At 34.1% G+C, this 22,091-nt stretch carries 22 protein-coding genes; 15 read left to right on the plus strand and 7 right to left on the minus strand.

The window, feature by feature from the left end; genetic code table 11:
- Window positions 1–74: 74 nt before the first annotated feature.
- The 10 genes from FNE73_RS02775 to FNE73_RS02820 all read left to right on the plus strand — a co-directional run bounded on the left by FNE73_RS02775 (window position 75) and on the right by FNE73_RS02820 (window position 10,670).
- Window positions 75–1,595, plus strand: a complete 1,521-nt coding sequence (locus tag FNE73_RS02775) for an HAL/PAL/TAL family ammonia-lyase (protein ID WP_143883250.1) — start codon at window positions 75–77, stop codon at window positions 1,593–1,595.
- Between the two features lie 43 nt (window positions 1,596–1,638).
- On the plus strand, window positions 1,639–2,370 hold the full coding sequence (gene fabG, locus FNE73_RS02780; protein ID WP_143883251.1) for a 3-oxoacyl-ACP reductase FabG: 732 nt from the start codon (window positions 1,639–1,641) through the stop codon (window positions 2,368–2,370).
- Window positions 2,371–2,457: 87 nt separating this feature from the next.
- Entirely contained in the window at window positions 2,458–3,678 is a 1,221-nt protein-coding gene (locus FNE73_RS02785) for a beta-ketoacyl-[acyl-carrier-protein] synthase family protein (protein WP_143883252.1), read from the plus strand.
- A 3-nt stretch (window positions 3,679–3,681) separates the two neighbouring features.
- Window positions 3,682–3,933 carry an acyl carrier protein gene (locus tag FNE73_RS02790; RefSeq protein ID WP_143883253.1) on the plus strand — a complete coding sequence of 84 codons (252 nt, stop codon included), beginning with the start codon at window positions 3,682–3,684 and terminating at the stop codon, window positions 3,931–3,933.
- A gap of 77 nt (window positions 3,934–4,010) precedes the next feature.
- Complete coding sequence (locus FNE73_RS02795; RefSeq protein ID WP_143883254.1) at window positions 4,011–4,895, plus strand: LpxL/LpxP family acyltransferase; 885 nt, start codon at window positions 4,011–4,013, stop codon at window positions 4,893–4,895.
- 280 nt (window positions 4,896–5,175) lie between these two features.
- On the plus strand, window positions 5,176–6,705 hold the full coding sequence (locus tag FNE73_RS02800; protein ID WP_143883255.1) for a phytoene desaturase family protein: 1,530 nt from the start codon (window positions 5,176–5,178) through the stop codon (window positions 6,703–6,705).
- Window positions 6,705–8,366 carry a C45 family autoproteolytic acyltransferase/hydolase gene (locus FNE73_RS02805; protein ID WP_143883256.1) on the plus strand — a complete coding sequence of 554 codons (1,662 nt, stop codon included), beginning with the start codon at window positions 6,705–6,707 and terminating at the stop codon, window positions 8,364–8,366. The genes FNE73_RS02800 and FNE73_RS02805 overlap by 1 nt, the downstream gene beginning before the upstream one ends.
- Window positions 8,367–8,563: 197 nt before the next feature.
- Window positions 8,564–9,532 (plus strand): tryptophan--tRNA ligase, encoded by a 969-nt coding sequence (gene trpS / locus FNE73_RS02810; protein WP_143883257.1) that lies wholly within the window; start codon window positions 8,564–8,566, stop codon window positions 9,530–9,532.
- A 35-nt stretch (window positions 9,533–9,567) separates the two neighbouring features.
- On the plus strand, window positions 9,568–10,443 hold the full coding sequence (locus FNE73_RS02815) for an SDH family Clp fold serine proteinase (protein WP_143883258.1): 876 nt from the start codon (window positions 9,568–9,570) through the stop codon (window positions 10,441–10,443).
- Window positions 10,444–10,445: 2 nt separating this feature from the next.
- Window positions 10,446–10,670 carry a hypothetical protein gene (locus FNE73_RS02820; protein ID WP_143883259.1) on the plus strand — a complete coding sequence of 75 codons (225 nt, stop codon included), beginning with the start codon at window positions 10,446–10,448 and terminating at the stop codon, window positions 10,668–10,670.
- Window positions 10,671–10,712: 42 nt separating this feature from the next.
- On the opposite strand, the gene FNE73_RS02825 is transcribed toward FNE73_RS02820, so the two are convergent.
- From FNE73_RS02825 to FNE73_RS02845, 5 genes are all read right to left on the minus strand, one after another.
- The gene (locus FNE73_RS02825) at window positions 10,713–11,408 is read right to left on the minus strand and encodes a YjjG family noncanonical pyrimidine nucleotidase (RefSeq protein ID WP_143883260.1); all 696 of its coding nucleotides are present in this window, start codon (window positions 11,406–11,408) and stop codon (window positions 10,713–10,715) included.
- 202 nt (window positions 11,409–11,610) lie between these two features.
- Complete coding sequence (locus FNE73_RS02830; RefSeq protein WP_143883261.1) at window positions 11,611–12,198, minus strand: RNA polymerase sigma factor; 588 nt, start codon at window positions 12,196–12,198, stop codon at window positions 11,611–11,613.
- Between the two features lie 189 nt (window positions 12,199–12,387).
- Entirely contained in the window at window positions 12,388–12,876 is a 489-nt protein-coding gene (locus tag FNE73_RS02835; protein ID WP_143883262.1) for a hypothetical protein, read from the minus strand.
- Between the two features lie 148 nt (window positions 12,877–13,024).
- Window positions 13,025–14,305 (minus strand): methionine adenosyltransferase, encoded by a 1,281-nt coding sequence (gene metK / locus FNE73_RS02840; RefSeq protein ID WP_143883263.1) that lies wholly within the window; start codon window positions 14,303–14,305, stop codon window positions 13,025–13,027.
- 222 nt (window positions 14,306–14,527) lie between these two features.
- Window positions 14,528–15,478, minus strand: a complete 951-nt coding sequence (locus FNE73_RS02845; RefSeq protein WP_143883264.1) for a LysR substrate-binding domain-containing protein — start codon at window positions 15,476–15,478, stop codon at window positions 14,528–14,530.
- Window positions 15,479–15,585: 107 nt separating this feature from the next.
- On the opposite strand from FNE73_RS02845, the gene FNE73_RS02850 reads away from it, so the two are divergent.
- The 5 genes from FNE73_RS02850 (at window position 15,586) to FNE73_RS02870 (ending at window position 19,855) form a co-directional block, all read left to right on the plus strand.
- Window positions 15,586–17,073: a catalase gene (locus FNE73_RS02850; RefSeq protein ID WP_143883265.1), complete on the plus strand. Its 1,488-nt coding sequence runs from the start codon at window positions 15,586–15,588 to the stop codon at window positions 17,071–17,073.
- A gap of 106 nt (window positions 17,074–17,179) precedes the next feature.
- Window positions 17,180–17,947 (plus strand): enoyl-CoA hydratase-related protein, encoded by a 768-nt coding sequence (locus FNE73_RS02855; RefSeq protein ID WP_143883266.1) that lies wholly within the window; start codon window positions 17,180–17,182, stop codon window positions 17,945–17,947.
- Between the two features lie 32 nt (window positions 17,948–17,979).
- A complete protein-coding gene (locus FNE73_RS02860; protein ID WP_143883267.1) occupies window positions 17,980–18,405 on the plus strand; it encodes a deoxycytidylate deaminase in 426 nt (141 codons plus the stop codon).
- A 20-nt stretch (window positions 18,406–18,425) separates the two neighbouring features.
- The gene (xerD, locus tag FNE73_RS02865; protein ID WP_143883268.1) at window positions 18,426–19,340 is read left to right on the plus strand and encodes a site-specific tyrosine recombinase XerD; all 915 of its coding nucleotides are present in this window, start codon (window positions 18,426–18,428) and stop codon (window positions 19,338–19,340) included.
- Window positions 19,337–19,855, plus strand: a complete 519-nt coding sequence (locus FNE73_RS02870; RefSeq protein WP_143883269.1) for an NUDIX hydrolase — start codon at window positions 19,337–19,339, stop codon at window positions 19,853–19,855. The genes xerD and FNE73_RS02870 overlap by 4 nt, the downstream gene beginning before the upstream one ends.
- Here FNE73_RS02870 and FNE73_RS02875 read toward each other — a convergent pair.
- Both FNE73_RS02875 and FNE73_RS02880 read right to left on the minus strand, forming a co-directional pair.
- Window positions 19,852–20,310 (minus strand): heme-binding domain-containing protein, encoded by a 459-nt coding sequence (locus FNE73_RS02875; protein WP_143883270.1) that lies wholly within the window; start codon window positions 20,308–20,310, stop codon window positions 19,852–19,854. The two genes, FNE73_RS02870 and FNE73_RS02875, sit on opposite strands and share 4 nt — an antisense overlap.
- Entirely contained in the window at window positions 20,310–22,082 is a 1,773-nt protein-coding gene (locus FNE73_RS02880) for an Ig-like domain-containing protein (protein WP_143883271.1), read from the minus strand. Before FNE73_RS02880 ends, FNE73_RS02875 begins: the two co-directional genes overlap by 1 nt.
- Window positions 22,083–22,091 lie beyond the last annotated feature (9 nt).

Here is a 22,091-nt window from a genome sequence, read left to right on the forward strand (position 1 = left end):
AACTTCTATCTTTGCCGCAAAATTAATTACAATTAATTTTAGATCTGCAAAATTATACATTATTACTTTACTGAATGAAAATAAATAACTTTTTAAAGCTCAGTGATTTTCAAAAAATCATTATTGGAAATGAAAAAATTGAATTGGATGATGAGCTTTTATCTCGGGTAAAAAAAAGTTTTGAGTTTCTGAAAGAATTTTCAAAAAATAAGGTAATTTATGGAGTCAATACAGGTTTCGGACCGATGGCTCAATTTAAGATCAGTGATGAAGATACCCATCAGCTTCAGTATAATTTGATCAGAAGTCATTCTTCTGGTATTGGAAATCCTTTACCGGCAGATGAAGTGAAAGCCTGTATGTTAGCAAGAATGAATACGCTTTCGAGAGGAAATTCAGGAATTCACGTTTCAGTTGTTAATTTACTTAAAGAATTAATTAACAGAGATATTACACCATTGATTTTTGAACACGGCGGTGTTGGAGCGAGCGGAGACTTGGTTCAGTTAGCACATTTGGCTTTGGTTTTAATTGGTGAAGGCGAAGTTTTTCATCAGGGTGAAAGAAAATCTACAAAAGAAGTTTTTGCAACAGAAGGTTTAACGCCTATTAAAGTTGAGATTCGTGAAGGTTTAGGTTTAATGAACGGAACTTCTGTCATGTCGGGAATAGGTGTAGTTAATGCATATAAAACCAATCAGTTAGTTGATATTTCCTTAAAACTTTCTTGCGCAATTAACGAGATTGTTCTGGCGTATGACGATCATTTGTCGGAAGCTTTGAACCAGACAAAACTACATTCCGGACAGCAAAAAATTGCTGAAAAAATGAGAGCGCATTTGTCTGACAGTCAATTGGTAAGAAAAAGAGCAGATCATTTATACACTCATTTTGAAGAACAGGAAAAGGTTTTTAAAGAAAAAGTACAGGAATATTATTCTATTCGATGTGTTCCCCAAATTTTAGGACCTGTTTTGGATACATTGGAATATACAGAGAAAGTCCTTGAAAACGAGATTAATTCTGCCAATGACAATCCGATTATAGATGTTGAAAATCAGCACGTTTATCACGGCGGAAACTTCCACGGAGATTATGTTTCTTTAGAAATGGACAAGCTGAAAATTGTGGTGACAAAACTAACAATGTTGGCGGAAAGACAATTAAATTATCTTCTGAATTCTAAAATCAACGAAATTTTGCCTCCTTTTGTCAATTTAGGTAAATTAGGATTCAATTTCGGGATGCAGGGAGTTCAGTTTACGGCAACTTCTACAACGGCAGAAAGCCAGATGTTGTCTAACCCGATGTATGTTCACAGTATTCCTAATAATAATGATAATCAGGATATTGTAAGCATGGGGACTAACTCTGCTGTGATTTGCAGAAAAGTCATTGAGAATGCTTTTGAAGTGTTGGCTATTGAAGCCATTACCATTGTTCAGGCGATTGAATTTTTGGAGTATCAGGATAAAATTTCTTCTTCTACAAGAGAGCTTTATGATCATATTCGAGAAATTATTCCTGCATTTTCAGATGATATGGTGATGTATCCGTATCTGGAAAAGGTGAAAAAATATTTAAAGACAACGTAATAATTAAGACCATAAAAATGTCTTATCATAAAAACAAGTAACGATGAAATGTGCAATTGTAACAGGAGGTTCCAGAGGTATTGGTAAAGCGATTTGTATAAAACTGGCTGAAGAAAAGAACTATCATATTTTAATCAATTATACTTCAAACGAAACTGCAGCTAAAGAAACGTTGGCTAAAGTGGAAGAATTGGGATCTACAGGAGAAATTCTAAAATTTGATGTAGGAAATACCGAAGAAACACAGAAAGTTTTAACGGAATGGCAAGAGAATAATCCTAAAGCGATTGTAGAAGTCATTGTCAACAATGCCGGAATCACAAGAGACGGATTATTTATGTGGATGCCAAGTGAAGATTGGAACTCTGTTATTAACACGAGTTTAAATGGTTTTTACAACGTCACCAATTTCTTTATTCAGAAATTACTGAGAAATAAATACGGTAGAATCATCAATATGGTTTCGGTTTCCGGAGTGAAAGGAACGGCAGGACAAACCAATTATTCGGCAGCGAAAGGAGCTTTAGTAGGAGCTACAAAAGCTTTGGCTCAGGAAGTTGCCAAAAGAAATATCACTGTAAATGCTGTTGCGCCGGGTTTTATCAAAACAGATATGACGCAGGATTTTAATGAAGACGAATTAAAAGCAATGATTCCTGTGAACAGATTTGGCGAAGCCGAAGAAGTTGCAGATTTGGTGGTGTTTTTAGCCTCAAGAAAATCTTCTTACATTACAGGAGAAGTCATTAATATCAACGGTGGAATTTATTCATAAAATAATGTAACAATGTAATAATGTACCAGTTTACCAATGTTTTTAATTGATACATTATTAGACTGATACGTTGTTAAATTTAAAAAAATGGAAAATAGGGTAGTCATTACCGGAATGGGAATTTATTCTTGCATCGGAACTTCTTTGGAAGAAGTGAAAGAATCCCTTTATCACGGTAAATCCGGAATTGTTTTAGATGAAAACAGAAAAGAATTTGGTTTCAGATCCGGATTAACGGGTGTTGTGCCAAAACCAGATCTCAAAAATCTTCTGACTCGCAGACAGCGCATAAGTATGGGCGAAGAAAGCGAATATGCTTACATCGCAACACTTGATGCTTTGAAACAGGCAAATATTGACCAGGATTTTTTAGATACTAATGAAGTAGGAATTCTTTATGGAAACGACAGTGTTTCAAAAGCCGTGGTAGAATCCATCGATATTGCCAGAGAAAAAAAAGACACCGCGTTGATGGGTTCCGGAGCAATCTTTAAATCTATGAACTCTACGGTAACGATGAATCTTTCTACTATTTTCAGATTAAAAGGAATCAACTTAACAGTGAGCGCGGCTTGTGCAAGCGGTTCTCATTCGTTAGGATTGGCTTTTATGATGATTAAAAATGGTTTTCAGGAAATGATTATTTGCGGAGGAGCTCAGGAAACCAATCATTATTCAATGGCGAGTTTTGATGGATTAGGCGTTTTTTCGGCAAGAGAAAATGAGCCTACAAAAGCATCCAGACCTTTTGATATAGATAGGGACGGCTTAATTCCCAGTGGAGGAGCGGCAACTTTAATTGTTGAAAGCCTGGAATCTGCCCAAAAAAGGGGTGCGAATGTTATTGCTGAAATCGTAGGATATGGTTTTTCATCAAATGGAGGACATATTTCTACGCCTAATGTTGACGGACCCGCTTTAGCAATGAACAGAGCTTTGAAGCAATCCGGCTTAGAAGCAAAAGACATAAATTATATCAATGCTCATGCTACTTCCACGCCAATTGGTGATGCCAACGAAGCGAAAGCAATTCACGAAATTTTCGGGAGCGAAGTTCCTGTGAGTTCTACGAAATCAATGACGGGGCACGAATGCTGGATGGCAGGAGCCAGTGAAGTGATCTATTCTGTTTTGATGATGCAAAACGATTTTGTTGCACCTAATATCAATCTGGAAAATCCTGATGATGAGGCAAAAAAGATAAATCTTATAGCTGAGACAAAAAGTCAAAAAATTGATGTATTTTTGTCAAATTCTTTTGGATTCGGAGGAACAAACTCCGCGTTAATTGTTAAAAAATTTGAGTAAGAAATGGAAAGAGAAAAAATTGTTGACATTGCTAATGATTTTTTGATCAATGAATTTGAAGTCGATGGCGATGAAATCAGCAATGATGCTCATTTTAAAAAAACTTTGGGTTTAGACAGTTTAGATTATATAGATTTGGTTGTTGTTATCGAATCTAATTTTGGGGTGAAACTAGGTGAAGCTGATTTTAAAAACATCATCACTTTCGATGATTTTTATTCAACAATAGAAAACAAAATCAACTCTAAGATGTAACAATTTTCCAGTTTAGCAATGTGCCAATGATTTAATTGTTACACTGTTACATAAGTAAATTGTTAAATTAAATTGTTATGAACAAATGGAAAGGTAGATCTAAGGGAACGATTCTGGGTTATCAGATTTTCGTTTGGTGTATTAGAAATATCGGAATCAGAAGTTCGTATTTTGTTCTCTATTTTGTTGCATTCTATTATTTTTTGTTTGAAAAAAACAGCAACAGATATTATACTTATTACTTTCGCAAAAGACTTCATTACAGCTATTGGAAAACAAAACTTTCGCTGTTTAAGAGCTATTTTACTTTCGGACAGACCCTTATTGATAAAACTGCAATTTCTGCAGGACTGCGTGAAAATTACACTTATGAATTTGACGGAATTGATACATTGCGCCAGCTTTTAGCGGAGAAAAAAGGAGGCGTGCTCATCAGTGCGCATATCGGGAATTTTGAAGTGGCAGAATATTTTTTTGCTGATATAGATTTTGACTGTCAGATAAATTTAGTCACTACAGACCAGGAAGTTACAGTGATTAAAGAATATCTGGAAAGCGTTTCTGTAAACAAAAGCAGCATCAAATTCATTTACATCAAAGAAGACATGTCACATATTTTCGAGATTAATGAAGCGTTATCCAAAAACGAACTCATCTGTTTTACCGGAGATCGTTATTTTGAAGGTTCTAAGTATTTAGAAGCAGATCTTTTAGGTAAAACGGCAAAGTTTCCGGCAGGTCCTTTTCTTATTGCCTCAAGATTGGGAGTCCCTGTTGTTTATGTGTATGTGATGAAAGAAAAAAATCTTCATTATCATTTATATGCGAGAAAAGCCCAAAACATCAAAAAACGTGATGCACAGGGACTCTTGAATTCTTACATCCAAAATCTTGAATTAATGATTCAGAAATATCCGCTTCAATGGTTCAATTATTTTGACTTTTGGGATGATGTAGACTGATTTTTTTCCTCCTTTGACATTTGTTGAAGACTTTTCCAATTTTTAGGGCAGCTTTATCCGTCTTCCGCTCCCAATCTTTTTTGCTTTGCAAAAAAGGATTTCCGCTCAAGTCGGGCTGCGTTATTCGGTGTTTATTCTTTCGCTTTACTCAAATGGTAAGTTCACCATTAAATCCTTGTCAAGGTTCAAAACCTTGACAAGGATGATGTAAAATAACCAATATCCATTTTCAAGTAAATAAACTTTTGTACCTTTTGCAATTAAAAACGATAATCAAAATTTGAAAAAGCACTACGAAATATTGGTAATCGGAAGTGGTATTGGCGGTCTTGTTTCAGCACTTATTTTAGCAAAAGAAGGTCTGAAAGTCTGTGTTTTGGAGAAAAACAACCAATATGGCGGAAATCTTCAGACGTTTTCACGCGACAAACTCATCTTTGATACGGGAGTTCATTATTTAGGCGGGCTTTCAAAAGGTCAAAATCTTCATCAGTTTTTTTCCTATCTGGAAATTATGAAGGATCTTAATCTTCAGAAGATGGATGAAAACGGCTACGATAAAATTACTTTTGGAAATGATAAAACTGAATATCCGCACGCTCAAGGTTATGAAAATTTTGTCGAGCAATTGTCAAAATACTTTCCGGAAGAAAAAGAAAATTTAGAAAATTATTGTGAAGAACTTCAAAGAGTATGCAGCAATTTTCCGAGATATAATTTAGTTGGAAAAGACAATTATAACGAAGAAATTTTACATCTTAATACCAAAAGATTTATAGAATCCATTACACCAAACAGAAAATTACAGTCCGTTTTATTGGGTTCCAACTTTCTCTATGCAGGAGATTCCGAAAATATTCCGTTTTACGTTCATGCGTTAACGGTTAATTCTTACATTCAAAGTGCGTACAAATGTGAAAAAGGCGGAAGTCAGATTTCAAAACTGCTCGTCAGAAAACTGCGTGAATACGGAGCAGAAGTTTATAAACGGACAGAAGTTTCAGAATTTGTTTGTAATTCGGAAGGAAATCTAGTTGCTGCGAAAACTAAGGAAGGAAATGAGTTGTATGCCGATAAATTTATATCAAACATTGAAATCCGCTCTACAATCAAAATGATTGGGGAAAAACAGCTGAAAAAGTCATTTGTTAATCGGGTTTTGAGTTGGGAACCTGTTTCCTCGTGCTTTAGTGTTTATCTTGTTCTGAAGCCGGAAAAAATCCTGAATTTCAATTACAATTTATATCATTACGCTTCTGAAAATATGGTTTGGAATGCTTTTAAATATACCAAAGACAATTGGCCACAAACCTATATGCTGTCGTCAACGCCTTCTAAACAAAATTCTTCTTTTGCAGAAAGCCTAACGGCAATTTCTTATATGGATTTTGAAGAAGTGCGTAAATGGGAAGATACATTCAATACTGTTACGGATGAACGTGATAGAGGAGAATTATATGAAAGATTTAAGATTGAGAAAGCTTATAAAATGATTGATGCACTTGAAAAAAAGTTTCCTGATCTGCGTGCTTCCATTAAAAATATTTATACATCTTCTCCGCTTTCCTATCGTGATTATATCGGCAATTTTGAAGGGAATATGTATGGTTATGCAAAAACATCTGAGAACCCTTTAAAAACAATGGTTTCTCCGCGAACAAAAATTAATAACCTTTTTCTTACCGGACAGTCGGTGAATATGCATGGAATTTTAGGCTGTACTATTGGTGCATTTAATACTTGTACAGAAATTTTAGGTAAAGAAATAATTGATGAACGGCTCAATGAAGTTTTAAATAAGACAAACTAATGAAAAGTAAATTTCTGCTCTATTTATTTCTGAGTTTAAATCTTATTTCCTGCGGTGTTCGGAAGTCAATGAAACATCTTCCTGATATACAGCAATATTCACTTGAAATTCCAAAAGTTGATAAAATTAATGACTCTACTTTTAGTTTTAAACAAAATTATTTAACGAAAAACAAACAGCAGCTTTGGGAATTGTACATTAAAGGAAATTCTTTGCAGCTGGGATATAATAACGGAGCTTTAACTAAAGATTTAATGCAGATACAAGAGAATATTTTCTTTTCTAAGGTAGAAGATATTGTTCCGTCAAAACTGAAGCAAAGCCTTCTGCGTGGTTTTCTGAAATGGTATAACCGGAAAATGCATCTCAATGTAAGAGAAGATTTTCAGGCGGAATTGTATGGTTTGTCCCAATATTCATCAGATCAGTACAATTTTATTGCTCCGAAGTTTCACCGAACTCTATACTTACACGGAGCTCACGATATTGGTCATGCAATGCAGGATCTGATGATGGTGGGATGCAGTTCTCTCGCAGCATGGAATGATAATACAGAGGATGGAGATTTGCTGATCGGAAGAAATTTTGACTTTTATGCGGGTGATGATTTCGCCAGAAATAAATTGATACAGTTTGTTGAACCAGAGAATGGGATTCCGTATTTTTCTGTAAGCTGGCCCGGAATGATCGGAGTGGTTTCTGGGATGAATAAAGAAGGAATTACCGTAACCATCAATGCCGGAAAATCCCAAATTCCTTTTACTGCAAAAACGCCAATTTCTTTGGTGACAAGAGAGATTTTACAATATGCTGCAACAATTGATGAAGCAATCAAAATTGCCCGGAAAAGAAAAGTTTTTGTTTCGGAATCTATTTTAGTAGGAAGTGCAGCTGACAAAAAAGCAGTCATTATTGAAGTTTCACCTAAAAACTTCGGTGTTTATGATGTTGTAAATTCTGATGCGATTGTTTGTACTAATCATTTTCAGTCAGAAAATTATCAAAATGATAAAAGAAATCAAAAACATCAAAAAGAAAGTCATTCAGAATACCGGTACAATAAACTTCAGGAACTCTTAGATCTCAACAAAAAACTAAATCCGGAAAAAATAGCTTCAATTTTAAGGGATAGATCAGGATTGCGTGGAAAAAAAATAGGTTATGGAAATGAAAAGGCAATCAATCAGCTTTTGGCTCATCATGCGGTAATTTTTTCTCCAGAAAAAAAGCTTGTTTGGGTTTCTTCAAATCCTTATCAGCTTGGAGAATTTGTGTGCTATGATCTGAATGAGATATTTTCGGATAAAAGATTAGAGAATGGAAAATTTTTAAAATCTGAATTGAATATTCCCGAAGATCCGTTTGTAAATTCTAAGGAATTTGAAGATTACGAAGTTTATAGATTGATGCAATCGGAAATTCTTAATGCCATTGAAAAAGATAATATAGTTTTGAGCGAAGATTTTATATCAGAGTTTCAGACTCTGAATCCGGATCTTTGGTCAGGTTATTTTTTGGCTGGAAAGTATTATTTTAAGTTTAAAGATTACCAACGTGCAAAGATTGAATTTGAAAAAGCGTTGACCAAAGAAATTACGACTTTACCTGACAAAAAACAGGTTGTAAAGTATTTGAATCAAACTAAAAGAAAATTAAGATAGTTCTGGTAGTTTTCCACAGTTGTAAAGTTAATTTTCCATCTTGAGGGTTAATTTAGAGTATTGGTGGAAAATCATTACTCCATCGTTTAATTAAATACAAAACGAGCTCTTAGTTTAGATCAAAATCTTCGCTACAATTCTACTAATCTGCCGGAGAAATAATTAAATTTGCACTTTGTTAATTTAAAAATTAAAAAATGTCAAGAATTCTTACCGGCATTCAAGCCACCGGAACACCGCATTTGGGAAACCTTTTAGGTGCAATTATTCCTGCGATTGAGCTTTCAAAACAATCGGAAAACGAATCTTTTTTATTCATTGCCAATCTGCATTCTTTAACGCAGATCAAAAATGCTGATGAACTGAAACAAAACACCTACGAGATTGCTGCGGCTTGGCTTGCTTGTGGATTAGATACCGAAAAAACTTATTTTTACAGACAAAGCGATATTCCTGAAACCTGTGAACTTTCTTGGCATTTATCATGTTTTTTTCCGTATCAGAGATTAACTTTAGCGCATTCGTTCAAGGATAAGGCAGACAGACTACAAGATGTGAATGCCGGATTATTTACCTATCCTATTTTGATGGCTGCAGATATTTTGCTGTACGATGCAGAAATTGTTCCGGTAGGAAAAGACCAGCTGCAGCATTTGGAGATTGCACGTGATGTGGCTTCAAGATTTAATAACCAGATGGGAGAAGTTTTTGTGCTTCCACAATCTGAACTGCAGGAAAATACCAAATATGTTCCGGGAACTGATGGAAATAAAATGTCTAAATCAAGAGGAAATATTATTAATATTTTCTTGCCCGAAAAAGAATTAAAAAAGCAGGTAATGGGTATTGAAAGTGATTCTAAAACTTTAGAGGAACCGAAAGATCCGTCAACAGATAAAACTTTTGCAATTTACGAACTGATTGCAACTCCAGAACAAACTGAAGAGCTAAGAGCAAAATACTTAGCAGGAAACTTCGGTTATGGTCATGCTAAAAAAGAGCTTCTGGATCTGATTCTTACAAAATTTGAAAAAGAAAGAGAGTTGTTTTCTTATTATATGAACAATCTTGATGAACTTGAAGCAAAACTTCAGGAAGGTGCATCCAAAACGAGAGTGATTGCTGTAGATACATTAAAAAGAGTTAGAAAATATTTGGGACTGTAAAAATTTAATATATATTTGGAATATAATTTGTTGCGATGAAATTAGATCACATCATTACTTTAGCAAAACAAGATTTAACAAATAAATTAAATGATTTAGCAAATCATTTTAATGCAGATGTTATTTCATATACTGGACATTTTTTCAATGGTATTGAGAAAACTTTTTTAAATATTATAGAATCTTTAGTAGCAGACGGAGATAAAAAAGATAAAATTTATATTATATTAACATCCACGGGAGGTTCAGCAAATGCAGTGGAAAGATGTGTCAATATATTAAGATATCATTACGAAGAAGTTCATTTTATAGTTCCTGATTATGCATATAGTGCTGGAACAATCTTTTGCATGAGCGGAGATAGCATATTCATGGATTATTATTCTGTATTAGGACCAATAGATCCACAAATTCAAAACAGGGAGGGTAAATTTGTTCCAGCTTTAGGTTATTTAGATAAAATTAATGAAATGTTAGAGAAATCAAAAACTGGAGACTTAACACAACCAGAGTTTTTAATCTTAAAAGATTTTGATTTAGCTGAATTAAGAAGTTACGAACAAGCTAGAGAATTGTCAGTTGCTTTATTGAAAAAATGGCTTGTTAAATTCAAATTTAAAAATTGGGATAAACATACTACTACGAATATTGGCAGTCCTGTAACTGATGAGGATAAAGAAAGAAGAGCTGAAGAAATCGCAAACGACTTAAGTAATAATAATAAATGGAAATCACATGGAAGACCAATTAATATTGAAACTTTAGAAAAGGACATCCGACTCAAAATAAACGACTATTCTTTAGATCCCGTGTTAAGTAATCTTATAAGGTCATATAATGAATTATTAAACTCATTTTTAGAATTCACTAATAATCAAGGTATATTTATACACACAAAAAATCATTTTTAAATATGGAAAAGTTAGAGAAAAAAATAGAAAAAATTGCTTCTGAGCAAGTAGTAAAAGGGAATCCTAAAGAAAAATTAGAGGAATATTTAGCAGCTTCTAAAGTTTTTGATGATTTAGTAAAAAAAGGATTGGCAAAAAGAAGAGGTTTTAATTTATTAAGTATTGATAAAAAAAATAATTTTCAATCAAATGATATTTCTCTTAATGATTATTTATTTAAATTATAAGAGTTTCGGCGGCACCAAAGATGCCGCCGAAATTTTTAGTGTTTATAAATAATCCTTTATCTGTAAAAGATGTTTTATTACTTTAAGATTTTCCTCTTGTGGATTGTCATTTAATGCATCAAAGAAAATTACATCTATTCCGAACTGTTTGGCTCCGATAATATCAGCAATCCAGTCATCACCAATCAGTATGCTTTCTTCCTTTTCTGCCTCTGCAAGCCCTAAAGAATATTCAAAAATAGCAGGATGAGGTTTTCTTACGCCTACAGAATCTGCGCTGGTAATTGATTTGAAATAATGATCAATTCCTGAAAGGATACATTTTCTTTCGGTAACTTCCTGAAAACCGTTAGAGATTACATGAAGCGTATAGTTTTTACTTTTTAGATAATCCAAAATATACGCAGCGCCTTCTACCAGATGATTGTGATTTAAAATTTTATCCAGAAAATGCTCCTCAAAATACATAGATAACTGCGGATCATCAACTCCGAAACGGATGAACGCATCATAGAAACGATGTTTTCTTAAATAATCTTTATCTATTTCGCCGTCTCTGATCTGTTCCCAAAGCCTTTCATTTATCTCATGATAGATAGAATGAAATTCTTCAAAATCTATATTGTATTTTAAAGTAATTTCTTCTTTATCAAAAAGATCTTTAATTGTAAGATATGCATTTCTGCGGTGATCCCAAAGTGTATTGTCTAGGTCAAAAAAAATGTGCTGAATTTTCATACAGCACAAATTTAGATATTTTTAATTTTTTGTCAGGTGAAAATTTTTATTTTTTACCTTTACGACTTGCAGGTTTTTAGAGAAACTCAGAAGAAAATCAATAGTTTGTTTTTTTGGTTTCAAGCTTTTCAATTTTAAAGAATCGTTATTTTTCATAGGCGAAAATTGTAGTTTCTTTAAAAACGAAAATTGTACCAAAATATTATCTAGTCAGAATAATATTATTGTCCTCCATTATTTTTCTAAGGTTAATAAGAGCGTACCGAACCCTTCCCAAAGTTGTATTGATGCTCATATCAGTGTGTTCTGCAATTTCTTTAAAGCTTAAACCGTCAAAAAACCTGAGTTTTATCACCTCCTGCTGATTTTCAGGAAGAAAATGGAGCATTTTCAGCAGATCCTCATGGATTTGTCTTGTTATCAGATGATCTTCAATATTTTCTGATGGCTCTCTGATAAGATCAAATATAGAAAACTCATCATTTTCAAAAGTTGTTTCGGATATTTTTGTGTTTTTTGCTTTGGCTCGATAATAATCAATAATCAGATTCTGAGCAATTCTTTTTGCCCAAAGGATAAATTTTCCTTCCTCGTTGTAACGTCCTTCTTTCAGCATCACAATGATTTTCATAAACGTGTCCTGGAAAATATCATTTGCCAGATCCTGATGATTTATTTTATATAAAATAAACGTAAAAAGCTCTCTTTGATGTCTGTGTATAAGGATAGATAATGCCTCTTCGCTTCCTTTTTGGTATAAGGATATTAGTTGACTGTCTGTAGATTTCATAACTCTTCTCAAAATTTATTATAGTACAAACCTGTTCCTGATTTAGTTATCAAGCTGTATATGGTTTGCCGTAAAACGGATTTTAAAGTAGAGTATATTCTATAAGCATTAAATTATGCTGTAAATATAATAAAATTTTAATAAGTATTAAATAAATATTAAATATTTACTAATTTTTTACAAGAAAAATTACTTTAGCATATCATGTAAGAATGTGGTAGGGATATTTAATGTGAAATTGATATTCAGTCCTTTTAATTCTTTTCCGTTCAATCCTTTATCTCCTATAGGGAATGCATAGCCTCCGGTAAGATCCAAAAGTCCGAAAAGGGTAATTCCTATTTTAGGAGCTACATACTTATTGGTGCCTTCCACACCGGCTATAAAGTAATAGGAGTGGTAAAAATCTACATTTCTTTCAAAATTGAGCATTACATCTGCCTGTACTTTTGGCATGATCGCAAAATCTGAGTTTGCAGAACCCATTAGTGCAGAAGCACCTAATCTGTATATAACATCATCGTTTTTCAGAAATAAAAGCTTACCGCCTAACTCTCCAAAACTTTGATTTTGGTATACATAGCCAACATTTACCATTTTGTGAACAGTATATTGTGCTTTTATTGCAATGCTTGCCAAAGAGAAAAATAAGATAAAAATAGCAGATTGTATTTTCATGTGTAGATATTTATTTGTTTTATAAGCAGTATGTTTCGCTGATCTTCATCTGTTTTTAAACTTCATACTGGAACTATTGAGGTGTAAAAATAAAAAAAACTGCTTTAGCATCTTCATGTTAAAGCAGTTTCTATACCGAAAACCTGAATTAAATTCCGAAAGCAGATTTTATTTCCTCTACTTTGTCTAGTTTTTCCCATGTAAAGAATTCCAAACCTTCAAGAGTCAATTCATTTTTTTGTCCTTTATTGAACGTTTTATCAGCAATATAATGCTCTCTTCCCATGTGTCCGTAAGAAGCAGTTTCCTGATAAATTGGGTTTCTCAATTTTAAGTTTTGCTCGATAGCATAAGGTCTCAGATCAAAAATGGTTGAAACTTTTTTAGCAATTTCACCATCATTTAAACCAACTTTAGAAGTTCCGTAAGTATTGATATACAAACCGCAAGGTTCAGCTACACCAATTGCATAAGAAACCTGTACCAAAACTTCGTCGGCAATACCCGCAGCAACGAGGTTTTTTGCAATATGTCTTGTAGCATACGCCGCACTTCTGTCTACTTTTGAAGGATCTTTCCCGGAGAAAGCACCACCACCGTGAGCACCTTTACCACCATAAGTATCCACAATGATTTTTCTTCCTGTAAGACCTGTATCTCCGTGAGGTCCTCCAATTACGAATTTTCCTGTAGGATTGATGTGATATTTGATCTGATCATTAAATAAAGCTTTAATCTCTTCAGACTGTTTAGAAACAACTCTTGGAATCAGGATGTTTTTAATATCTTCTCTGATTTTGTTTAGCATCTCTTCTTCAGATCCGAAATCATCATGCTGTGTTGAAACAACAATAGAATCTATTCTGATAGGTCTGTGGTCATCAGAATACTCAATAGTAACCTGAGATTTTGCATCAGGACGAAGGTAAGTAATTTCAGAGTTTTCTCTTCTGATTGCAGAAAGTTCTTTAAGAATAGTATGCGCAAGATCTAAAGCCAAAGGCATATAATTGGCTGTCTCGTTGGTTGCGTAACCAAACATCATTCCCTGATCTCCTGCTCCCTGAGCATTTGCTTTAGCTTCAAAAGATTCGTCATTTACAGCTCTGTCAACACCTTGGTTGATATCCGGCGACTGCTCATGAATTGCAGAAATAACACCACAAGAGTCACCATTAAACATATATTCGCCTTTGGTGTAGCCAATACCATTGATGACTTCTCTGGCAATAGTCTGTACATCAAGATATGCATCAGATTTTACTTCACCTGCCAATACAACCTGTCCTGTTGTAACCAGTGTTTCACAAGCTACTTTAGACGCTTTGTCGTATGCTAAAAAGTTGTCAATTAATGCATCGGAAATCTGATCGGCAATTTTATCCGGGTGCCCTTCTGAAACTGATTCAGACGTAAATAAATAAGACATATTATTCTTTGTATTTTTATTTTAATATGTGAAGAAAAAAATGAATAATTGCCCGTAAATAGCTAAAAGAATTACTGTTTTAGCATTTTTTTAGAGAGGTTGCAATCAGGTCAAATTTTTCCTCGTTAATAATCGAACGCAAATTTAAGCACTATTTTTTTAATACTCAAAAGTTTTGCAGAATTATAGTAATTTTCTTTAAATTAATGATTTAAATCACTTTTATTGTGGTTTAATACTTACAAACTCTTTAGGGTTTTCATTAAAGTTAAGTTTAGAATCTAACGAGTTTTTAATGAAAGATCCCAGTTCATCAATAATTTTTTGCTTAAAAGTAGGCTTGTAGTAAATAATGCTGATCTCTCTGTAAGGAAATGGTTTCTTGAAACGGAAAACTTTGTTTTTCTGCTCTTCTGAAAGTTGATTCAGAGCCAGTTCCGGTAAAATGCTTATTCCGCCCACTTTATCAACCATTTGTATCAATGTCTGGATGTTTGAAGCTAGAAAGTCAAGATTTTTAGGTTTAAGTGTGTTTTCTTTCAGGTGACAAATGTTTTCAAACTGATTTCTTAGGCAGTTTCCTTCCTCCAGAAGCCATACTTTTTCTACATTGAGTTCATCAGGTACGATAAATGTATTTTTTTTGTTGGCTTCGGTATCAGAGCTGTAAATCATCAATTCTTCATTGAAGAGAAAGTCATGATAAAATTCGGAGGCATTGTCATAAGGCGTAGAGATAATACCCGCATCCAACTCACCGGTTTTCAAAGCTTTGATAATGTTATCTGTAGTCATTTCCTTTACATTCATCTGGATCTTCGGATTATTCTGCAGGAAATTAAAAATTTCGGTTGGTAAAATGAAAGATGAAACTGTTGGAATGATACCGAGATTAATAGTTCCGCCTAAAATATTATTAAGAAGATTGGCTTTATTTTTCAGTTCGTTTACAGATTCTATAATTACCTTTGCCTGGTCTATAATTTGTACACCTACGTCTGTTGTCCGGATCGGGTGGGTGGTTCTGTCAAAAACTTTGACATCCAGTTCGTCTTCAAACTTTTGTATCATTGCGCTCAATGTAGGCTGGGTAATAAAACAAGCCTGAGCTGCCTTTCCGAAATGTTTGTACTTATCAACAGCGATAAGATATTCCAATTGCTGAATGTTCATTTGATTAATATTATCTATGACAAAGATATGACGTTTTTGGCAGAAGCAATTAAAAATTCAACTAAATTTGAAAGATTAAAGTAGAAATAAAACTCAAATCATAATATATGGATAATAAAAAACTTACAGCGAGCAACGGGGCTCCATATTATGAGCATCAGGATTCTCAGACAGTAGGAGCCAGAGGTCCGGTTTTGCTGCAGGATTTTATATTACAGGAAAATCTGGCTCATTTTGTAAGAGAAAGAATACCTGAAAGAGTGGTGCATGCAAAAGGAACAGGAGCTTACGGAACCTTTACCGTAACCCACGATATTTCACAGTATACTAAAGCAAAATTATTTTCAAAAGTGGGAAATTCATGCAGAATTTTTGCAAGATTTTCTACGGTAGGAGGAGAGAAAGGGAGTGCAGATACAGCAAGAGACCCTAGAGGTTTTGCCCTGAAATTTTATACAGAAGAAGGTAATTGGGATTTGGTGGGGAATAATACGCCTGTATTTTTTATAAAAGACGCTAAAAAATTTCCGGATTTTATCCACACTCAGAAGCGTGTTCCTAAAACCAATTTAAAAAGTGCTACCATGATGTGGGACTTCTGGAGTCTTAATCCGGAATCTTTGCATCAGGTTCTTATCCTTATGTCAGACAGGGGTACACCTTACGGTTACCGGCACATGCATGGTTTCGGATCTCATACTTTTTCCATGATTAATGATAAAAATGAGAGAGTGTGGGTTAAGTTTCATTTCAAAACAAAACAGGGAATTAAAAATTTCACAGATCCTGAAGCGGTAAAAATGGCAGGTGAAAACCCGGATTTTGCTCAGGAAGATCTTTGTAATGCTATTGATAAGGGCGATTTTCCTAAGTGGACAATGTATATTCAGGTGATGTCGGAAGAACAGGCAAAAGAATTTCGCTGGAATCCTTTTGATATTACGAAAGTTTGGTTTCAGAGTGATTTTCCACTTATTGAAGTCGGCGAAATGGAGTTGAATGAAATTCCAGTAAATTATTTTGCGCATGTTGAACAGTCTGTTTTTTCACCAAGTCATTTAATTAACGGAATCAGCTTTTCACCAGATAAAATGCTTCAGGGAAGATTGTTTTCTTATCCGGATGCACACCGATATAGGGTTGGAGTAAATGCGCATTATCTCGAAGTTAACAGATGTCCTTTTGAAATTAACAATTATCAGAGAGATGGTTTTATGGCAGATTCAAGCCATTATCGGGATAAGCCGAATTATTACCCGAACAGTTTTGATGATATTAAACCCGATTCATCGTATAAAAATTTTGAATATGAATTAGACAGCAATCAGGTTGCCAATTTCAGCAGAAATGAGAACGATGATGATCATTACACTCAGCCCGGGCTTCTTTACACAAAAGCAATGAATCAGCAGGACAGAGAAAACTTGGTTAATAATATCATTGGAAGTATGAAGGGAATTGACGGACTTAAAAGAGATGAAATCATTAACCGCCAGCTTTGCCATTTTTTCAGAGCAAATATAGAACTGGGAATGAAGGTGGCAATGGGATTAAATATCAATATAGATTCCAATATGATGAATCATTCGAAATAAAGGATGCTTAAACAATAAATGCTTATAAAAGGAAAAAATACACATTTTTTCCTTTTTATTTATAATTTTTCTTTAATTTGCATTTTATTTTAGATTAAAGTATATAATGACTTACGAAAATATTCTTATCAGTAAAGAAGAAAGAACTGCTGTAATTACCATCAACAGACCGGAGAGCCTCAATGCTTTGAACGCTTTAACGATTAGTGAAATCAGTTCCGCACTGGATGAATTACAGAATGACCACGAGGTAAGAGTAATTATTTTGACTGGAAGTGGAGAAAAATCTTTTGTTGCCGGTGCAGATATAAAAGAATTTAGTAACTTTAATCAGGAAAAAGCAGAAGAATTAGCGAGAAACGGGCAAAACAGTCTTTTTGATAAGATCGAAAATCTGAATAAGCCTGTAATCGCTGCCGTAAACGGATTTGCTTTAGGAGGAGGCTTGGAACTTGCAATGTCTTGTCATATAAGATACGCATCAGAAAACGCCAAACTTGGTTTGCCTGAGGTAACGTTAGGATTGATTCCAGGCTACGGAGGAACTCAAAGACTGCCTAAACTTGTAGGGAAAGGTATTGCCAATGAAATGATTTTTTCTGCGAAAATGATTCCTGCACAAAAGGCAAAAGAAATTGGCTTGGTAAATGAAGTTTTTCCTGTTGAAGAGCTCTTGGCAAAGACAAAGGAATTAGCTTCCACAATTGCAAAAAACTCACCGATGGCAATTTCTAAAGCAATTAAAGCAACTAACCTGTCAGATACAGATAAAGGTTTTGAAACTGAAATTAAATCTTTCGGAGAACTTTTTGATATGGATGACAAAAAAGAAGGAGTTTCTGCCTTTCTAGAAAAAAGAAAGCCGAACTTTTGATTATACAAAAGCAAATTATTTCGTAAACACCAATGCAGATGTATAGTAAGTTTGATAAAGCTTATCTGAAAATGGCTCAGGAGTGGGCAAAACTTTCCTACTGTGAAAGAAAACAGGTGGGAGCGCTTATCGTAAAAGATAGGATGATTATTTCGGATGGTTATAATGGTACACCATCAGGATCTGAAAACTGCTGCGAAGACGAAAATGGTAAAACCCATTGGTACGTTCTTCATGCAGAGGCAAATGCAATCTTGAAATTAGCAGGCTCCACACAATCAGCAAGAGGAGCAACGCTTTATTTAACACTGTCGCCATGCAAAGAATGCAGCAAGCTGATTTTGCAGGCAGGAATTTCGAGAGTTGTCTATATTAATGCTTATTCAGATGACGAAGGTATAGACTTTTTAAGGAGTCACCATATTGAAATAATACAAGTGTCAGAAAATGAATTATAAATAATTAAAAACAAAACACAATGACTTGGGATGAAAAAATTAAAGATTTCGAAATTTTTTTAAGATTCGAGAGAAATTTCTCAGAAAATACACTGGATGCTTACATACGTGACATCAAAAAGCTAAAGGATTATGCTGTAGAAGAATTGGATGGTGTTGATCCTAAAGCAATTACCTACGATAACCTTCAAGAGTATATTTTCAAATTATCAAAACAAAAATTCAGCGAACGATCTCAGGCTAGATGGATTTCTTCTATCAAGGCTTTTTTTAAATATCTTGTTGAGGAAGAAGTAAGAGATGATAATCCTTCTTCTTTGCTTGAAGGTCCTAAACTCGGATTATATCTGCCGGATACTCTGAGTCTTACCGATATTGAAAAAATTATTGATGCAATTGAGAAAAATTCAGATCTCGGGAAAAGAAATCACTGCATTATAGAAGTTTTGTATGGATGCGGACTTCGTGTTTCAGAATTGATTGATATTAAAATCTCTAATATCAACTTTAAGGAAAGATATATAAAAGTAACAGGAAAAGGTAATAAAATACGTTTGGTTCCTTTGGCTCAATATACCGCAAAACTGTTGAAAGAATATATCAACGAAGTACGCTCAAAAGTTAAAGTGAATAAGAAACATGAAGATACTCTTTTCCTTAACAGTAGAGGAACTTCAATGTCAAGAGTAATTGTCTTTATCATTATTAAAGAACTTACAGATAAGGCAGGAGTAAGCAAGAAGATATCTCCCCATACATTCAGACACTCTTTTGCTACTCATTTATTACAAAACGGCGCAGATTTACGTTTCATTCAGGAAATGCTGGGACATTCCAGTATTACAACGACGGGTATTTATACCCATTTAAAAACAGAAGAACTTCGCGATGTGATATTGAATTTTCATCCGCGAAATGCTAACTTTGCTGGATGAAAGCATTAAAATTTTGTCCGAACTGTGGAAAACAGACCCTTCACTGGGATCAGGAAAAAAAGTGGAGCTGTCCCGAATGCAGCTTCACTTTATACAATAATGTAGCAGGAGCTGTTGCAGTAGTCATAAGATATAAAGATGAAGTTTTTCTCACAAGAAGAAATCAGGAACCTAAAAAAGGAAAGCTGGATTTAGCCGGAGGATTTGTAGATCCTAAAGAAGGCGCAGAAAACACCTGTAAAAGAGAGCTTTTTGAAGAGCTGAAATTAGATATTAATAGTGATGACCTTAAATATCTAACAAGTTTACCAAATATATATACTTATAAAGAAATAGATTATAATACGATTGATCTATTCTACGAATATCAAGTTACGAGTAAATTTGAGGTTGATATAGAACTGTCGGAGATTTCTGAAGCAGTTTGGATTCCTTTAAAAGAGCTGCATCTTGAAGATATTGCTTTTGATTCACAGAAAAAGTTTTTTGAAAAATATCTGAAAGATTTTATCTAATAACTTCGTGAGTTTAGGATTTCCTGAAAATAATTTTTAAGTAAAGTTTTTTCAACATCAGTAAGATTAGCTTCGTTATGGTAGATAATGTAAGCAGGCATTGGCATTGACTTATTTTCAATAGTCTGAATTGATTTCTCGAGCATTCCTTTTTTTAAATCGTCATTATAAGTATTCCATACAGAGAAATTAAGGTGTTCTCTGCCTTCATTAATGTGGCTTTTTACAGACCAGGAAAACGGAGCAATATAAGCATAGCCAGGATATTGGGTTTCATTGGAATGACAGTCATAACAAGCATTCTTCAGAAGTGAAGTAATATTTTCTGGTGTTTTCTGCACATCTGTGAAATTTTCACTTTTTTTTACCGGCAGATTCTCTTTGTCAACAGGGATTAGCTGAATCACAATAAGGCACACAATAACCCAGAAAATTATCTTTATGGTCTTATTCATTATCTGGTATTTTGGAGATTACGTCCTCTTGTGGCACCTCCCGGAACTGTGTTTTGAAAAGGAGTATTATTTTGAGGAATATTCTGAGGATTAGGATCTTTCTTATTCTGATTTGGCTTGTTGGTATTGTTGTTTATGAGTTTGCTGGCATCCAGAACTCTTGTGTCTTTCAGATCCCAATCTTCTTTTGACTGCCATAAAGGTCTTGTAATTACTGTTTTGTAATATATATAGGATTCTTCCGCAAAAATTCCATTCTCAAAATCTGCTTCATCCCAAAATCTGTTTTCGTTGTTGTCTACCAGAATTCGTACAATGTACTCTGCAGGTTTTACAATGTCAAAAGTAACCTTATTTCCGTTGGTGTACTTTTGATAAACAGGTTTTTCTGATGAATCTAAAAGCTGAATCCAGTATTTTGTAGCAGGAGCATTTGTCAGATTAAAAGTCAGACTGCCGTAATTTTCAATTTTATCCACTTCAAAATCAAATCTTTTAGATTCAGGATTTTTATCATAATAGGAAGAAACGGTCGTTTTTGGTACTGTCAGCTGATATTTTTTTCCTTCCGCAAAGTCAGAACTTATCAGGATCTCATAAGGATTGGTTGACGAAATTTTTGCAGTAAAAGGCTGCGTTGTCAGACTGTCAATTTTAAGAGTCCATTTTTCCGTATTAATTTTATCAATCACATAATTAGAAACCAGCCTGAAATCTGATTTTGGAGCTAAGGTTCCGCCACCACTATCCAGAGTCATGGCGTTTTTCTTATTATACCTGTAAAAAACGGTTGCGGTATCTTTTTTAGTCTCTGTTTCATAGGCAAACTGAAGTTTTTCATTTGCTGTCTGTCCTGCATCAGCTTTTACAGCATCAAACCAGATTTTTACCGTATCAGATTTTTTATTGTGAGTTACTTTAATATCATTCAGCTTTTCGCCGATAGGAGACACTTTTACTTCTTCCGGATTTCCTTCAAAGAGCATCAGAATTCCGCCTGGTATTTCCTTCAGTTCAGGCTTTTTAAAAGGTTTTTTGGATGGGTATAGTTTTAAATTTAATCCTGAAATAGATTTTTCAATGACTACCGTATCTTTCTGAAAAGCTATTTTTTCTTTTCCGGGATTGAAGATCGAATTTTCGTTTTCGTCATCAAATGCAATAATTTTATATTTTCCCGGTGCAAGATAATTCAGTTCATAATATCCATCGTCATCTACTTTAGTGATATAGTAAGGCTTTTTCTTATAATCCATACTGTCTTTCAGCTGATAAAGACCAACCACCATTTTGTTTTGTGCATTGGTCTGTTTTTTTATTGCCATTGCGTCTTTTACCTCACCACTGATGTAAAGATCATCAAGCTTTTCGCCGGTTGAGAAAGCAAAATTATAATATCTTAAAGGATTGCCTTCACTATTATCTACAATTGCATTTCCAAAATTAAAATTGTAGGTAGTATTTGCCTGTAAAGTGTCGGTCCACTGGATCACCAGAAATTTATTGGCAATATTGGAAGGCAGGATTCTCTTGATATTATTAATGGGTGGTGATATATTGAGATTTTTGTTGATATCTTTTAAGGTGATGTATTCATCGAAATCAATTCTCAACTCTCTGATGTCTCTTCTTATATTAGTTCTGGAAGTGTCTATATTGGATCCCACAACATTTGGGGCGAGCGTATCTTTTGAACCACCGATAGGCGAACCTACTCTTGCACAGGATTGTACAAGTATACCGATAATGAATAGAAGAAATAATCTTTTCATGAAAATATT

It is taken from the genome of Chryseobacterium binzhouense, assembly GCF_007474545.1.
Classification (GTDB): domain Bacteria; phylum Bacteroidota; class Bacteroidia; order Flavobacteriales; family Weeksellaceae; genus Chryseobacterium; species Chryseobacterium binzhouense.

Bases quoted from the DNA above. Each gene is read 5' to 3' on its own strand.
- FNE73_RS02775 (WP_143883250.1), top strand. From the start codon at position 75: ATGAAAATAAATAACTTTTTAAAGCTCAGTGATTTTCAAAAAATCATT.
- fabG (WP_143883251.1), top strand. From the start codon at position 1,639: ATGAAATGTGCAATTGTAACAGGAGGTTCCAGAGGTATTGGTAAAGCG.
- FNE73_RS02785 (WP_143883252.1), top strand. From the start codon at position 2,458: ATGGAAAATAGGGTAGTCATTACCGGAATGGGAATTTATTCTTGCATC.
- FNE73_RS02790 (WP_143883253.1), top strand. From the start codon at position 3,682: ATGGAAAGAGAAAAAATTGTTGACATTGCTAATGATTTTTTGATCAAT.
- FNE73_RS02795 (WP_143883254.1), top strand. From the start codon at position 4,011: ATGAACAAATGGAAAGGTAGATCTAAGGGAACGATTCTGGGTTATCAG.
- FNE73_RS02805 (WP_143883256.1), top strand. From the start codon at position 6,705: ATGAAAAGTAAATTTCTGCTCTATTTATTTCTGAGTTTAAATCTTATT.
- trpS (WP_143883257.1), top strand. From the start codon at position 8,564: ATGTCAAGAATTCTTACCGGCATTCAAGCCACCGGAACACCGCATTTG.
- FNE73_RS02815 (WP_143883258.1), top strand. From the start codon at position 9,568: ATGAAATTAGATCACATCATTACTTTAGCAAAACAAGATTTAACAAAT.
- FNE73_RS02820 (WP_143883259.1), top strand. From the start codon at position 10,446: ATGGAAAAGTTAGAGAAAAAAATAGAAAAAATTGCTTCTGAGCAAGTA.
- FNE73_RS02825 (WP_143883260.1), bottom strand. From the start codon at position 11,408: ATGAAAATTCAGCACATTTTTTTTGACCTAGACAATACACTTTGGGAT.
- FNE73_RS02830 (WP_143883261.1), bottom strand. From the start codon at position 12,198: ATGAAATCTACAGACAGTCAACTAATATCCTTATACCAAAAAGGAAGC.
- FNE73_RS02835 (WP_143883262.1), bottom strand. From the start codon at position 12,876: ATGAAAATACAATCTGCTATTTTTATCTTATTTTTCTCTTTGGCAAGC.
- metK (WP_143883263.1), bottom strand. From the start codon at position 14,305: ATGTCTTATTTATTTACGTCTGAATCAGTTTCAGAAGGGCACCCGGAT.
- FNE73_RS02845 (WP_143883264.1), bottom strand. From the start codon at position 15,478: ATGAACATTCAGCAATTGGAATATCTTATCGCTGTTGATAAGTACAAA.
- FNE73_RS02850 (WP_143883265.1), top strand. From the start codon at position 15,586: ATGGATAATAAAAAACTTACAGCGAGCAACGGGGCTCCATATTATGAG.
- FNE73_RS02855 (WP_143883266.1), top strand. From the start codon at position 17,180: ATGACTTACGAAAATATTCTTATCAGTAAAGAAGAAAGAACTGCTGTA.
- FNE73_RS02860 (WP_143883267.1), top strand. From the start codon at position 17,980: ATGCAGATGTATAGTAAGTTTGATAAAGCTTATCTGAAAATGGCTCAG.
- xerD (WP_143883268.1), top strand. From the start codon at position 18,426: ATGACTTGGGATGAAAAAATTAAAGATTTCGAAATTTTTTTAAGATTC.
- FNE73_RS02870 (WP_143883269.1), top strand. From the start codon at position 19,337: ATGAAAGCATTAAAATTTTGTCCGAACTGTGGAAAACAGACCCTTCAC.
- FNE73_RS02875 (WP_143883270.1), bottom strand. From the start codon at position 20,310: ATGAATAAGACCATAAAGATAATTTTCTGGGTTATTGTGTGCCTTATT.
- FNE73_RS02880 (WP_143883271.1), bottom strand. From the start codon at position 22,082: ATGAAAAGATTATTTCTTCTATTCATTATCGGTATACTTGTACAATCC.